A 13,385-nucleotide genomic window follows, 5' to 3' on the forward strand; every position below is an offset into this window, starting at 1 on the left:
AGTCAATGCAGGCGAGTCTAGCATTGTGGAGGATCAGCCAACGTCTACGCACAGGTAAGGGACTCATCATCGGATCGCCGCCCGGAGCAAGCCCCTCCACCTTTTGATGGGTGTCAGGGCAACAAAATCACCTTGTCGCCACTGCCCTGGTTCACCTCGGCATACCGATCCAGCCCTTGCGCCAACGGCGATTCAAGCAAGCCCTGGGGCAATGGCAGCAACCCCTGATCAAAGAACTTGCCGAACTGATCCAGCATCGCCGCACACGCCTGAACGCCGTACAGCAACGAATTGATCCCCACCACCGAACCGCCCTTGCGATACAGCGCCAACGCCGGCAGCTGCACCATGCCGTCCACCGGCGCCGCGATGATTGCGATGCGCCCGAACGCGGCCAGCGCAGGCACCGAGGCCGGCAACCAGAAGCCCGTGGTGTCGAAAATCACATCGGCACCGCCGGCATACACGGCGTTGACCTGTGCCCCTAACTCCTCTGGCTTGTCCAGCTGCAGCGTCTGATAACCCTCAGCCTGCAGATCCTTGACCTGCTCAGGTCGCCGCGCCGCTGCCAGCACCTGAGCGCCACGCACCTTGGCCAGCGCCAGCGCGGCACTGCCCACTGCCCCGCCACCGATCACCAATAGCCGCGTTTGCGCCGTTACCAGACTGCGCTCCAGTGCATCCCACGCCGTGGTGTAAGGCACACCGAGGCTGGCGGCCTGGGCGAAGCTCAGATGAGTAGGTTTGAGCGCCACGCCATTGGCCGGCAACTTGACGAATTGTGCATGGGAGCCGTCGGCAAAAAAACCCAGCTCGCGACCGGTGCCCCAGACTTCCTGACCGATCAGGGCCTCGGGCCCTTCAACCACCACACCGGCGAAATCGCGCCCGGGAATGCGCGGCAAGGTGGTGTAGGGGAAGCGCCCGAGCACGTTCTTCACATCGCTGGGGTTCAGGCCTGCCGCCTTGATCTGGACCAGCACTTCATCGGCGCCGGGAACGGGGGTTGGAACATCAACATAGCGCAAGGCCGAGAGGTCGCCAGTCTTGTCGAATTGCAGTGCTTTCATGGGAGTGTCCATCGCTTCAAGGAAGGGGTTCAGGAGATCCAGCCGCTGACCAGTTGCCGGCCCATGGGCCACAACTTTTCACCTGCAAGCATGCCCAGCAGGCCCACCAGCGCAATGGCCGGTGGTGCTGGGGAACGAAAATCCAGGGCGCCGTACACCAGGCCGACGCCCAGACCGATGACCAGCGAGATGAGGTAGCTCATGGCAGACTCCGTGGGCAAAAAAGATATGCCTGAAGTCTAGAGCGAGGTGACGGCGGGCACCGGCCAAGTGCTTCTGAATATCGGCCAAAGTGTCTTCACACCTGACGTTGACTCGCCGAAAACTGCGAAGGAACGACACCCAGTTCCCGGCGGAACATGTCGCTGAAGCTGCTCGGCGAATAGCCCAGTTCCCGGGCAATCGTGCTGACCGCCACGCCCTGGATCAATTCTGCCGCCGCCGTCGCCAGTTGCACCTGTCGCCGCCATTGCGCGAAGCCCATGCCCAGGCCGTCCTTGAACAGTCGCGCAAGGGTACGCACGCTGGCCCCGGCATTTTCCGCGTGCTGCTCGAAGGGGATGTCCAGCGAGGGCGCGGCCATGACCGCCTGACACAGGTTCATCAAGCGTCGGTCGGACTCATCCGGTAACGGGATTTTCAGCCGCGAACGCCTGGCCCGCCTGAGCTCCAGCAGTGCCAGACCGACCAGCGCTTCGTAATACTCGGGCGCGCCATCATCGCCCTGCTCCACCAGCCCGACGATCAGCTCTCGCAGCAGCCCGCCGACTTCAATCACCTGAACACTGTCGTCCAGCGTGGCGGCCAGCGAGGGGCGCAGGTAGATGTTGCGCATCTGCAGGTCCGAGACCACGCGAATCCCGTGGGGCACGCCTGGCGGCAGCCACACCGCCCGTTGCGGCGGCACCACCAGCGCCTCAAAGGGCGTTTCGACCCACATGACCCCGCTCATCGCGTACAGCAACTGGCCCCAGTCATGCTCGTGCGGCTCGATGTACAAGCCACGCGGGTAAGTGCGCGCCAACGGTTGCACGGGGACATCGGTGTCACTCAGGTCTGGAGGAGCAGCAAGGGCCATGGGCAATGATCATTGGGGAATTCAGGTGTTTGCATGGTAACGAGCCACTGGCATTGTCGCCACTGGCGGCAGCCGTCCGCCAATCCAAGTGAATTTTCCGCTGGCCCGACGATCCTTCTATTACCACAGGGAGGAATACGGGCTTTATGAACAACGCAAAACTTTTCGTCATTGAATACACCCTTCATGGCGTTCCCAAGTCATTCATCATCCGCCTGGACAAAATGGACAACGCGGAAGCTTGGCATTGGGCCAGTTGTGATGCCGGCGTCGGACGAATCCCTCGCTTTGGCCGAGAGAAGGTGCAAAAAACCAGCAAGCCGCTGGCGGAAAAGTTCGGGATCGAAAACGTGACCTGGCGACCGGCTGGCTGAAGCTCGAAAAAGGGGAAAACAGACAAAAAAAAGTGGAGCCAGGGCGGCTCCACTTTACGTTTTACGTTGATGAGTTATTTGCTGTGGGCGCACTTGCAGCCTTTGCTCGCACACGCTTCGCCATGTTCGTGGTGCTTGGCGCACGCTTCACAGCAATAGTGCTTGCCGTGACGCGCGATCGGATGTTCGCCCAGTTTGCATGAGCATTTGGGGCAGTCGCAGATACTGTCACTGCTGATCATGAGCCTGACTCCATGGGTGGTGGTCGTCGGGTGCGCAATCGCTGGCACCGTCCTGACAGTGTAGGAGTTGGCCGGGGTTTCAGCGTCAGGCCTGACGGGTGTTGCTGCGGTACATGAAGAACAAGGCCAGCGCGAGACACGCCATTGCCACCATCCGGCTGCTCGACAGCTCGATCGCCGGGTTGCCCAGCCAGCCGAAGTTGTCGATCAACATCCCCATGCCCAGTTGCCCGAGAATCACCGCGACGGTCGCCACCGCCGTGCCGACGCGCGGCACCGCGCCGACCATGACCATCATGTAGACCACGCCGAACAGCGCGCCGCTGAGCTGCCATTTCGGCACGTCCAGCAGGCTGACGGCATGGGCCGGTTCGAAAAACAGGATCAGCAAACCGGTGACCACCGCACCGACCGCAAAGGTCAGCAAACTGCTGCGCAACACGCCGACGGTTTCGCCCAGACACCCGTTTATCGCCGCCTGGACACTCAACACCGCACCGGCGGCCACGACCACCGCCAACAAAATAATCAGATTCATCATTAACCCCGAGCGATCAGAACAAGTGCCGCGACAATCAGCAGCAAGGCCAGCCAACGTTCACCGTTGACCTTTTTGCGCGTGGTGCCGAACCAGCCGAAGTGGTCGATCAACACGCTTTTGCCGACTTGCCCGGAGAGGATTGCGATCATCGTCATGGCAATGCCGATGTGCGGCGTGGCCAGGGTCAGCACCACCACGTAGATCGGCCCCAGGAAACCGCCGATCAATTGCCAACGCGGCAAAGTGTTCAACGCCGGTCCCTGTTGCTTGCCGCTGAACAACAGCAGCAAAAACAGAATCGCCGAACCCACGCCGAAGATGCTCAACGTCGCCCATAAATGCCCGACCTGAACCCCGAGCGGGCCGAGCAGACCGGCTTCCACGGAAAGCCCCATGCCGGCCAGGATCACCAGCGGCAGCAGCAACAGGCGCAGCCCCGGTTTAGTGGTCGGCGCGGCGACAACGCCAACGTCGTCGATTGAAGAAGTGTGCATGAGGGGGACACCTACCAGTTATCAGATAGAACACGCCCCCCTGTGGGAGCGAGCTTGCTCGCGAAAGCGCCGGAACATCCAACATCAATGTGACTGACAAATCGCTATCGCGAGCAAGCTCGCTCCCACAGGGTTTCTGTTCTCAGTGGAATTGGCGCGCATTATCGGCTGGCGATCCTTTGCAATAAATGGGAGCATCCTGACAACACTTTTGCGCAATACGCACAGCAGGATGAATCATGCACGGCCTCAACGAACTGGGATTCAAGGCACTCCGGCTGTTTGTCGCGGTGCTCGACCATGGCAGTTTTTCCGAAGTCGCCCGCCGCGAAGGCCTGGCGCCCTCTTCGATTTCCCGGCAGATCCAGTTGATGGAACAGGCCTTGAACCAGCAATTGCTCTATCGCCACACGCGCGCCGTCACGCCCACAGAAGCCGGGCGCATGCTGGGCCATCACGCGCGACTGATGCTGGTGCAACTGGAAGAAGCCGAGCAAGCCTTGCAGGAACAGCAAAGCGAACCGAGCGGACTGGTGCGGATCAACGCGCCAGTGGTGTTCGGGCAACGTCATCTCACGCCGTGGCTGGGGCAGTTGTGCGAGCGCTACCCGAAACTGCAACTGGATATCCAGCAGACCGACAGCTACATCGACCCATTACAGGAAGGCGCCGACCTGCTGTTTCGCATCGGCCCGCTGCATGATTCGAGCATGCAGGCGCGCATCCTCGCGCCGCACCGGTTTCAAGTCGCCGCCAGCCCGGCCTATCTGCAACGCCACGGCACGCCACGACATCCCGAGGATCTGGCGGCGCATCAATGCCTGGCCTACAAGGGTGTGACGGGGCAACAGCGCTGGTTTTTCCGCCAGGATCAGCAGGACTGGACGCCCTACTCGGTGAAAGGACCGATCACCGGCAATCACGCCGACACACTCACCCAGGCCGCTGAACAGGGGTTGGGGCTTGTGATGTTTCCGTCGTGGTTGATTGGTGAGGCGGTACGCAACGGCACGCTGGTGCCGGTGCTGGGGGACTATCAAGTATCCAACAGCCTTGAGCCGCAGCAGATTGCGGTGCTGTGGCCCGGTAGTCGGCGCTTGTCGGTGAAGGTCAGGACGGTGATCGATTTCTTTGTGGAATGCTTTGGCGCGGTGCCCTACTGGGACAGACCCTGACACCGATAAGCCCTGTGGGAGTGAGCCTGCTCGCAATAGCGGTCTGTCAGTCAAATCGATGTAGGATTTACCACCGCTATCGCGAGCAGGCTCGCTCCCACAGGTTCCGTTCCTGTACTTCAGATACGGAACTGGCCGACCAGTTTGCCCAGGCGCTGACCGAGGTCGGCGAGGCTGCGCGAGGTCTGGGCGCCGAGTTGGGTTTCGTCGGCGACACTGTCCACCGCCACGGCGATCTGGTGCACGCTGCGGTTGATCTCTTCGGCCACGGCGGTCTGTTCTTCTGCCGCGCTGGCAATCTGTGCGTTCATCGAGTTGATGGTGGCGATCAGCTGGGCCATGGTGTCCAGCGATGCGCCGGCCTCATTGGCCTGGGCCGAGGTGCCATCGCCCGCTTCACTGGAACGACGCATCGCTTCCACCGCCGATTGAGTCCCGGCCTGCAAACGGTCGATCATGCCCTGGATTTCCTGGGTGCTGATCTGCGTACGACTGGCCAGCGCCCGCACTTCGTCGGCCACCACCGCAAAACCACGTCCCGCTTCACCGGCGCGCGCGGCTTCAATCGCGGCGTTCAGCGCCAGCAGGTTGGTCTGCTCGGCAATCGAGCGAATCACTCCCAGCACGCTGACAATCGACGACACGTCTTTTTGCAGACTGTCGAGCGACACGCCGCTGCTGCGAATGTCGTCCACCAACGCATGAATCTTCACAATACTGCCGGCCACCACCCGCTTGGCGGCCTGGCCTTCCTCGTCGGTTTGCTGGGCTGCAACCGCCGCGTTTTGTGCACTCTTCGCCACTTCCTGCGCCGCCGCCGACATTTCGTTGATCGCCGTGGCGACCTGATCAGTCTCGTGACGCTGACGCTCCATGGCCTGATCCGAACGCTGGGCCTGATCGGAGACCTGAGTCACCAGGCCGGTCAGCTGCGAGGTCATTTCGGTGATCTGGCGCACCAGACCGTGGATCTTGTCGACGAAACGGTTGAACGAGCCGGCCAGTTCGCCGAGTTCATCCTGGCTGGTGATGGTCAGGCGACGGGTCAGGTCGCCCTCGCCCGCCGCGATGTCATCGAGGTTGGCTTTCATCAGGTTCAGCGGACGCAGAATGGTGTTGGCCAGCAGCATCCCGGCGGCGGCGATCACCAAAAGCACCACCACGGCGATCCCGACGATGCTCAGCACCACGCCTTCCATCCGTTCCTTGACCTTGGCCTCCACCAAGGCGACTTGCGCTTCGATGCCGTCAAGGTTGACCGAAGTGCCGACCGCCATGTCCCACTTGGGCAGGTAGTCGGTGTAGCCGAGCTTGGGCACCAGCACTTGGGTGTTGCCAGGCAGTGGCGAGCTGTATTGCAGGTAGTGAGTGCCGTCCTTGGCGACTTTGACCAAGTCGCGATTGACGTAGACGCCGTTCGGGTCGCGGTTGTCCTTGAAGCTCTGGCCCACGCCATCGGGACTGTTGGCCTTGAACAGGCGCACGGTGTTGGAGTCGTAGCCGAAGAAGTAGCCTTCCTTGCCGTAGGTGATGCTCGACAGCAGCTTGATCGCCTGGGCCCGCGCCGCGTCATCGCCCTGGGCGGCCGCGTCGTACAACGGTTTGATCGTGGTCATGGCGACCGCGACGTAGCTTTGCAGGGTGGCCTTGGCGTCGCTGAGCAGGCGCCCGCGCGTTTCTTCGACTTCCTTGCGAGCCTGTTCTTGCAGAATGAACAACGTGGTCAGGCTGATGACCAGCGCAAAGAGCAACACCGGGAGGACGGCAAGGGACAGGACTTTAGCCTTGAGGCTCATGCGCATGACGGTTCACTCTTTTGATTTTATTGGCGTGGTTAAAGGCTTTAACGGCACGCCGGACCAAAAGTTGAATCCGCAGGAAAGTAAGCAAGCCCCCTGTGGGAGCGAGCTTGCTCGCGATAGCGGGGTGTCAGCCAACATCAGTGTTGGATGTACCGCCGTCATCGCGAGCAAGCTCGCTCCCACAGGGGTGATGTGACTACAAAATCATCGCGGCGACCCAGCCGAACGCCAGCAGCGGCAAGTTGTAGTGCAGGAAGGTCGGCACCACGGTGTCCCAGATGTGGTGATGCTGGCCATCGATGTTCAGGCCGGAGGTCGGGCCCAGCGTCGAGTCCGAGGCCGGCGAACCCGCGTCGCCCAAGGCGCCGGCCGTGCCGACGATGCACACGATCGCAATCGGGCTGAAGCCCAGCTGCACGCACAACGGCACGAAGATCGCTGCCAGGATCGGCACGGTGGAAAACGACGAGCCGATGCCCATCGTCACCAGCAGGCCAACCAACAACATCAGCAATGCCCCCACGCCTTTGCTGTGATCAATCCACGACGCCGACGCCTCGACCAGCGTTTGCACCTCGCCGGTGGCCTTCATCACTTCGGCAAACCCTGACGCGGCGATCATGATGAAGCCGATCATCGCCATCATTTTCATGCCTTCGGTGAACAGGTCGTCCGTGTCGCGCCACTTGACGATGCCCGAGACCGAGAAGATCAGAAAACCGACCAGCGCACCGATGATCATCGAGTCCAGCAACAACTGAATGATGAACGCCGCCGCGATGGCGACACCGGCGACCATCAGGCTCAGCGGGTTGTACTCCACCGCGACTTGCTCGACTTGCTCGATCTTTTCCAGGTCGTAGACGCGCTTTTTGCGGTAGCTGATAAACGCCGCCGCCAGCCCCACGACCATGCCCAGCGCTGGAATGCCCATGGCGTGGGTGACGTTGATTCCCGTGATGTCCACGCCGCTGCGGGCCACGTTGGCCAGCAGGATTTCATTGAGGAAGATGTTGCCAAAGCCCACCGGCAAAAACATGTACGGCGTGATCAGGCCGAAGGTCATGACGCAGGCGATCAATCGGCGATCCAGTTGCAGCCGGGTCAATACATAAAGAAGCGGCGGCACCAGCAATGGAATAAAGGCGATATGTATCGGCAGGATGTTTTGCGATGCGATCGCGACCACCCAGAGCAGACCGATCAGCAGCCACTTGACCTGGCGGCCACCGCTGGCGTGCTGGCGATCAACCATCGCCAACGCTTTGTCCGCCAGCGCATGGGCCAGGCCGGACTTGGCAATCGCCACCGCAAACGCCCCGAGCAAGGCGTAAGACAACGCCACCGTCGCGCCGCCGCCGAGGCCGCTGTTGAAGGCTTTGAGGGTGGCGTCGATGCCCAGGCCACCGGTCAAACCACCCACCAGCGCGCCGACGATCAGTGCGATCACGACGTGCACGCGGGACAGGCTGAGGATCAGCATGACGCCGACCGCAGCAATTACAGCATTAATCATCGTTACCTCAAGGCAAGCGAAATGAGCTCAGCCGGCAGTCTGCGAAGAGCCGCCAGCGGATCAAGGAATGGGTTTTATTAGAGGGCGCGCACTTTGAAGGAAGCCGCCGCAAGCTGCAACCCTCAAGAAAGTCGATCGTGCGCCGTTATAGTGCAAAGTCTCAGATATTTATCGAATAAAGGACGTCTCCATGTCGATCAGACAACTTTCCATTCAATGGAAAATCACCCTGCTGGCCGGGCTGTGCCTGGCCGGCATCGTGACCCTGCTGGTGGGTCTTTCGCTGTACCGCATGGAGCACAGCTCCGAGATGGTGAAAGCCTCAAGCATGGAGATGCTCACCGAAGCCGCGCAGGCCCGGATTGAGTCCCAGGGAGAAAACCAGGCGCTGGGGATTCGCCAGCAGTTCATGGACGCCTATCAATATGGCCATGGTTTTTCGCGGCAGGTGCTGTTCCTGCGCGATCAGGCCGAGAAGCGTTTTCTGGACGCCTTCGACCTGCGTGAAGACCTGACTCGCCAGGTCAAATCGGCGCTGCAGGCCAACCCGGAATTGCTCGGTCTGTCCTTGGTGTTCGAAGCCAACGCGCTGGATGGCAAGGATGAGCTGTTCGCAGGCCAGGCCGAGCTGGGCAGCAACGACAAGGGTCGCTTTGCCCTGTACTGGTCGCAACCGACGCCGGGCAAGGTCACCTCCATGGCGCTGCCGGAAAGTGACATGGCCGACACCAGCACCGGCCCCAGCGGCGAGCCGGCCAACGCTTGGTTCACCTGCCCGCGCACCACGCTCAAGCCCTGCGTGATCGAACCGTACTTCTATATGATCGACGGCCAGAACGTGCTGATGACCAGCATCGTCTTCCCGCTGATGGTCAACGGCAAAGTCATCGCCTCGCTGTCGGTGGACATCAACCTCAACAGCCTGCAAGCCATGAGCCAGGGTGCCAGTAAAAAACTCTACGACGGCCAGACCAGCGTCAGCATCATCAGCCCGGTCGGCCTGTTGGCCGGTTACAGCCCGGACGCCAGCAAACTCAGCCAGCGCCTGGACGCCGTGGACAAGACCAACGGCGCCGAGCTGATTCGCCTGCTCGCCGCCAGCAGCAAAACCGAAAGCCTGCACAGTGATCATCAACTCAAAGTGCTGTCGCCGTTCCTGCCGATTCCCGGTGGCAAGTCCTGGGGCGTGTTGCTCGACGTGCCGGAAAAAGTCCTGGTCGGCCCCGCCGAGACCCTGAAAAAACAACTCGATGACAGCAACCGCTCCGGCACGCTGGTCGAGCTCAGCCTGGGCGTACTCGCCGCGCTGATCGGCTTGTTGCTGGTGTGGCTGATGGCGCGCAGCGTGACCAGGCCGATCCTCGGCGTGGCGCACATGCTCGAAGACATCGCCAGCGGCGAAGGCGACCTGACCCGGCGCCTGGCCTATGACAAACAGGATGAACTGGGCCAGTTGGCCGGCTGGTTCAACCGTTTCCTCGACAAGCTGCAACCGATCATCGCCGAGGTCAAACGCTCGGTGCAGGACGCGCGCAGCACGGCGGACCAGTCGGCCGCCATCGCCACCCAGACCAGCGCCGGCATGGAGCAGCAATACCGCCAGGTCGACCAAGTGGCAACCGCGTCCCACGAAATGAGCGCTACCGCCCAGGACGTCGCCCGCAGCGCGGCGCAAGCGGCCCAAGCGGCAAAGGAAGCGGATCAGGCGACTCGCCGAGGCTTGACCGTGATCGATCAGACCACCAACAGCATCGACACCCTCGCCGCCGACATGAGCGCGGCGATGGTGCAAGTCGAAGGCCTGGCGGCGAACAGCGAGAAAATCGGTTCGGTGCTGGAAGTGATTCGCGCCATCGCCGAGCAAACCAACCTGCTGGCGCTCAACGCTGCCATCGAAGCGGCCCGGGCCGGTGAAGCCGGACGTGGTTTTGCCGTGGTGGCTGACGAAGTGCGCAACCTGGCGCGGCGCACTCAGGAGTCGGTCGAAGAAACCCGACTGGTGATCGAGCAGTTGCAGAGCGGCACCCAGGACGTGGTCGGCTCGATGAACAACAGCCATCGCCAGGCCCAAGGCAGCGTCGAACAAGTGGGTCAGGCGGTCACCGCGTTGCGCCAGATTGGCGAGGCCGTGACGGTGATCAGCGACATGAACCTGCAGATCGCCTCGGCGGCCGAAGAGCAAAGTGCGGTGGCCGAGGAGATCAACAACAACGTGGCAACGATTCGCGACGTGACCGAATCGCTGTCGGGGCAGGCGAACGAGTCGGCGCGGGTGAGCCAGTCGCTCAACAGCCTCGCGAATCAGCAGCAGGGCTTAATGGATCAATTCCGCGTGTAACCCGGATAAATGATCGTTCCCACGCTCTGCGTGGGAATGCATCCCGTGACGCTCTGCGTCACATCCCAAAGCGGAACGCGGAGCGTCCCTGGCGGCATTCCCACGCAGAGCGTGGGAACGATCATCGGCGAGGGAGTTCGATGATCACCTTCAGCCCACCCCACTCACTCTCCTCCAGCCTCAACACCCCGCCCCACGAATCGACAATGTCGCGCACGATGCCCAATCCCAACCCGTGTCCGTCGGTCTGTTCATCCAGCCGCGTACCCCGGCTGAACACCTGATCACGCTGCTCCACTGGAATGCCCGGGCCATCGTCTTCCACACTCAACAAAAACCCTTCAGCCGTCTCGACCACGTTCAAGCGAACCTCGGCATCCGCCCATTTACAGGCGTTGTCCAGCAGGTTGCCCAGCAACTCCAGCAAATCCTCGCGATCCCACGGCAACTGCAAACCGCTGGGTGCCCGGTAGCTGAGGTCCAGGTGCTCGCCGTGAATCATGCGCAACGTCGCCAGCAAACCCGGCAGCTGCGCATCGCAATCAAACAAGGCCCCCGGCAGCGCATCGCCGGATAACCGTGCGCGATTGAGCTCGCGATTGAGTCGCTGCTGAACCTGTTCCAGTTGCGCCTTGAGGGTCTTGCGCAACTCGGGATGAGCGTCGAGTTTTTCGCTCGACGCCAGGCTCAGCAACACCGCCAGCGGCGTTTTCAACGCGTGCCCCAGGTTGCCCAGGGCGTTGCGCGAGCGCTTGAGGCTGTCCTCGGTGTGCGCGAGCAAATGGTTGATCTGCGCCACCAGCGGCTCCAGCTCCACCGGCACCTGATCGTCGAGTTGCGAGCGCTGGCCCTGTTGCAGCTGGGCGATTTGCTCGCGGGCCTTTTCCAGCGGACGCAAGGCGCGACGCACCGTGATCCGTTGCAGCAGCAGAATCAACAGCAGCCCCGCCAACCCCAGGCCGATCCCGACCTGTTGCATGCGCCGAAAACTTTCGCGCACCGGGGTGTAATCCTGCGCGACGCTGATCGAAATCGACTGACCGAGCCGCCGATAATCCGAACGCAGCACCAGCAACTGCTGGCCTTCGGGCCCCAGTTGCAAGTTGCTGTGCAGGCCCGGGTGGTCAAGGCTCGGCATCTCCTGGTCCCACAAGGAACGGGAGCGCCAGTGTTTGTCGGCAAAATCGATACGGAAGTAATGCCCGGAAAACGGCCGTTGATAGGCCGGCGACAAGTGCCGTTCATCCAGCTGCAAGCCTTGCGGCCCGCGCACCAGCGCCACCAGAAGGTTTTCACTGTCGTCACGCAGACCGGCTTCGAGGTAGCGCTGCAAGCCCATTTCAAACAGCCACAGGCTGGTCTGCGCCAGCACCAGGCCGACGACCACCATCACGCTGATCAGGCCCAGGCTCAAGCGGCGCTGGATCGACCTCACCGGGCTTGCCCGCCGAACAGGTAACCCTGGCCGCGACGGGTTTCGATGACGCTGCGCCCCAGCTTGCGTCGCAGGTGATTGACGTGCACTTCGAGCACGTTGGAATCGCGCTCGGTTTCACCGTCGTAGAGGTGTTCGGCGAGGTGGCTTTTGGAAAGGATTTGTTCGGGGTGCAACATGAAATAACGCAGCAGACGAAATTCAGAGGCGGTCAGCTGGATGTCGGCGCCGTCGCGGGTCACGCATTGACGGCCTTCGTCCAGATGCCAACCGGCGGCCTTGAGCGTTGGCTGATTGGCCTGGCCGTGGGAGCGGCGCAATAACGCCTGGACGCGCAGGTGCAGTTCTTCGGGGTGGAACGGCTTGGTCAGATAATCGTCGGCGCCGGCCTTGAGGCCTTCGATGCGTTCGGCCCAGGAATCGCGAGCCGTGAGGATCAGCACTGGCGTCATCAGGCCGCCTGCGCGCCATTGCGCCAGCACCTCAAGCCCCGGCAAACCTGGCAAGCCAAGGTCGAGGATGATCAGGTCATACGGTTCACTGCTGCCCTGATACACCGCGTCGCGGCCATCGGCCAGCCAATCCACGGCGTAGCCCTGACGGTTGAGCCCGGCCATCAATTCGTCAGCCAGGGGCACATGGTCTTCCACCAGCAACAATCGCATCGGTCAGTCTTCCTTGTCTTTGAGCAAGCGGCCGGTGGCGGCTTCGATGTCCAGTTCGCGGACCACGCCTTGGGCGGTCAGCAACTCGACTTCATAAATGTAGACGTCGTGTTTTTCTTCAAGCTCGGCTTCCAGCAGTTTTGCCCCCGGATAGCGGTCCAGCGCCTGTTGCAGCAGTTGCTCCAGCGGCAGAATGACGCCGCGCTGACGCAGGCGCAGGGCTTCGTCCTGATCCAGGTCACGCGCCATGGCCACCGAGCAAAACGCCAGCAACAGCAGCGCCATGCGTGAAAATGAAAGCACCTTCATTACGTATCCTGATGATCCTTGAGCAGCTGGCCGCTGACCGCGTCTAATTCCATGTCCCACTCAATGCCTTGTGGGTCACGCAGCTCAATCTGATAGATGTACTTGCCGTACTCTTCTTCCAGCTCGGTTTGAGTGATTTTGGCGCCGGGGTGTTTGGCCAGAGCGGTGGCGTTGAGCTTCTCGAAAGACACAATGGTACCAGCGTCGCGTAAACGCAGGGCTTCGTCGGGGCCCAGGTCACGAGCGTGGACGAGGCTGGCGGTCATGGCGATGAGGGATGCGGTGAACAGGGCAGTCAGGATTTTCATAGGGGGGGCTCCGTATTTTCTTATGTGTTGGCTACGCG

The 13,385-nt window shown here is 61.6% G+C and carries 14 protein-coding genes and 2 pseudogenes; 4 read left to right on the forward strand and 12 right to left on the reverse strand.

Annotation, left to right across the window (positions count from 1 at the left end; translation table 11 throughout):
- Nucleotides 1–113 precede the first annotated feature (113 nt).
- The 3 genes from QRN31_RS28390 to QRN31_RS28400 all read right to left on the reverse strand — a co-directional run bounded on the left by QRN31_RS28390 (nucleotide 114) and on the right by QRN31_RS28400 (nucleotide 2,148).
- On the reverse strand, nucleotides 114–1,070 hold the full coding sequence (locus QRN31_RS28390; protein WP_285436007.1) for a quinone oxidoreductase family protein: 957 nt from the start codon (nucleotides 1,068–1,070) through the stop codon (nucleotides 114–116).
- Nucleotides 1,071–1,099: 29 nt separating this feature from the next.
- Entirely contained in the window at nucleotides 1,100–1,273 is a 174-nt protein-coding gene (locus QRN31_RS28395; protein WP_090186053.1) for a DUF1427 family protein, read from the reverse strand.
- A 95-nt stretch (nucleotides 1,274–1,368) separates the two neighbouring features.
- Nucleotides 1,369–2,148 (reverse strand): AraC family transcriptional regulator, encoded by a 780-nt coding sequence (locus tag QRN31_RS28400; protein ID WP_285436008.1) that lies wholly within the window; start codon nucleotides 2,146–2,148, stop codon nucleotides 1,369–1,371.
- A 146-nt stretch (nucleotides 2,149–2,294) separates the two neighbouring features.
- On the opposite strand from QRN31_RS28400, the gene QRN31_RS28405 reads away from it, so the two are divergent.
- A complete protein-coding gene (locus QRN31_RS28405; protein WP_090186063.1) occupies nucleotides 2,295–2,522 on the forward strand; it encodes a DUF6555 family protein in 228 nt (75 codons plus the stop codon).
- A 74-nt stretch (nucleotides 2,523–2,596) separates the two neighbouring features.
- Here the strand turns inward: QRN31_RS28405 and QRN31_RS28410 are convergent, their stop codons facing one another.
- The 3 genes from QRN31_RS28410 to QRN31_RS28420 all read right to left on the reverse strand — a co-directional run bounded on the left by QRN31_RS28410 (nucleotide 2,597) and on the right by QRN31_RS28420 (nucleotide 3,799).
- Nucleotides 2,597–2,764, reverse strand: coding sequence for a metallothionein (locus QRN31_RS28410; protein WP_285436009.1), 168 nt, complete (start codon nucleotides 2,762–2,764; stop codon nucleotides 2,597–2,599).
- An 85-nt stretch (nucleotides 2,765–2,849) separates the two neighbouring features.
- The gene (locus QRN31_RS28415; RefSeq protein WP_285436011.1) at nucleotides 2,850–3,302 is read right to left on the reverse strand and encodes a DMT family transporter; all 453 of its coding nucleotides are present in this window, start codon (nucleotides 3,300–3,302) and stop codon (nucleotides 2,850–2,852) included.
- 2 nt (nucleotides 3,303–3,304) lie between these two features.
- Nucleotides 3,305–3,799: a DMT family transporter gene (locus QRN31_RS28420; protein ID WP_285436012.1), complete on the reverse strand. Its 495-nt coding sequence runs from the start codon at nucleotides 3,797–3,799 to the stop codon at nucleotides 3,305–3,307.
- Nucleotides 3,800–4,038: 239 nt separating this feature from the next.
- Here QRN31_RS28420 and QRN31_RS28425 point away from each other — a divergent pair, with 239 nt between their 5' ends.
- Nucleotides 4,039–4,974 carry a LysR family transcriptional regulator gene (locus QRN31_RS28425; protein ID WP_285436013.1) on the forward strand — a complete coding sequence of 312 codons (936 nt, stop codon included), beginning with the start codon at nucleotides 4,039–4,041 and terminating at the stop codon, nucleotides 4,972–4,974.
- Between the two features lie 119 nt (nucleotides 4,975–5,093).
- Here QRN31_RS28425 and ctpM read toward each other — a convergent pair whose 3' ends face one another.
- Nucleotides 5,094–6,776, reverse strand: coding sequence for a methyl-accepting chemotaxis protein CtpM (gene ctpM, locus QRN31_RS28430; RefSeq protein WP_285436014.1), 1,683 nt, complete (start codon nucleotides 6,774–6,776; stop codon nucleotides 5,094–5,096).
- Nucleotides 6,777–6,972: 196 nt separating this feature from the next.
- Entirely contained in the window at nucleotides 6,973–8,289 is a 1,317-nt protein-coding gene (locus tag QRN31_RS28435; RefSeq protein WP_285436185.1) for a Na+/H+ antiporter family protein, read from the reverse strand.
- 412 nt (nucleotides 8,290–8,701) lie between these two features.
- Between QRN31_RS28435 and QRN31_RS31725 the strand changes: the two are divergent.
- A pseudogene (locus QRN31_RS31725) lies at nucleotides 8,702–9,772 on the forward strand (cache domain-containing protein); the annotation flags it as partial.
- Nucleotides 9,773–10,075: 303 nt separating this feature from the next.
- Nucleotides 10,076–10,630: pseudogene (locus QRN31_RS31730) on the forward strand (methyl-accepting chemotaxis protein); the annotation flags it as partial.
- Between the two features lie 121 nt (nucleotides 10,631–10,751).
- Here QRN31_RS31730 and QRN31_RS28445 read toward each other — a convergent pair.
- From QRN31_RS28445 to QRN31_RS28460, 4 genes are read right to left on the reverse strand one after another with little or no spacing between them, the layout of a single operon-like run.
- On the reverse strand, nucleotides 10,752–12,065 hold the full coding sequence (locus QRN31_RS28445; RefSeq protein ID WP_285436018.1) for a sensor histidine kinase: 1,314 nt from the start codon (nucleotides 12,063–12,065) through the stop codon (nucleotides 10,752–10,754).
- On the reverse strand, nucleotides 12,062–12,730 hold the full coding sequence (locus tag QRN31_RS28450; protein ID WP_285436019.1) for a response regulator transcription factor: 669 nt from the start codon (nucleotides 12,728–12,730) through the stop codon (nucleotides 12,062–12,064). Before QRN31_RS28450 ends, QRN31_RS28445 begins: the two co-directional genes overlap by 4 nt.
- 3 nt (nucleotides 12,731–12,733) lie before the next feature.
- Nucleotides 12,734–13,039: a PepSY domain-containing protein gene (locus tag QRN31_RS28455; RefSeq protein WP_285436021.1), complete on the reverse strand. Its 306-nt coding sequence runs from the start codon at nucleotides 13,037–13,039 to the stop codon at nucleotides 12,734–12,736.
- Nucleotides 13,039–13,347: a PepSY domain-containing protein gene (locus QRN31_RS28460; RefSeq protein WP_285436022.1), complete on the reverse strand. Its 309-nt coding sequence runs from the start codon at nucleotides 13,345–13,347 to the stop codon at nucleotides 13,039–13,041. The genes QRN31_RS28455 and QRN31_RS28460 overlap by 1 nt, the downstream gene beginning before the upstream one ends.
- Between the last annotated feature and the right edge of the window lie 38 nt (nucleotides 13,348–13,385).

Source organism: Pseudomonas sp. fls2-241-R2A-110 (assembly GCF_030209165.1).
Classification (GTDB): domain Bacteria; phylum Pseudomonadota; class Gammaproteobacteria; order Pseudomonadales; family Pseudomonadaceae; genus Aquipseudomonas.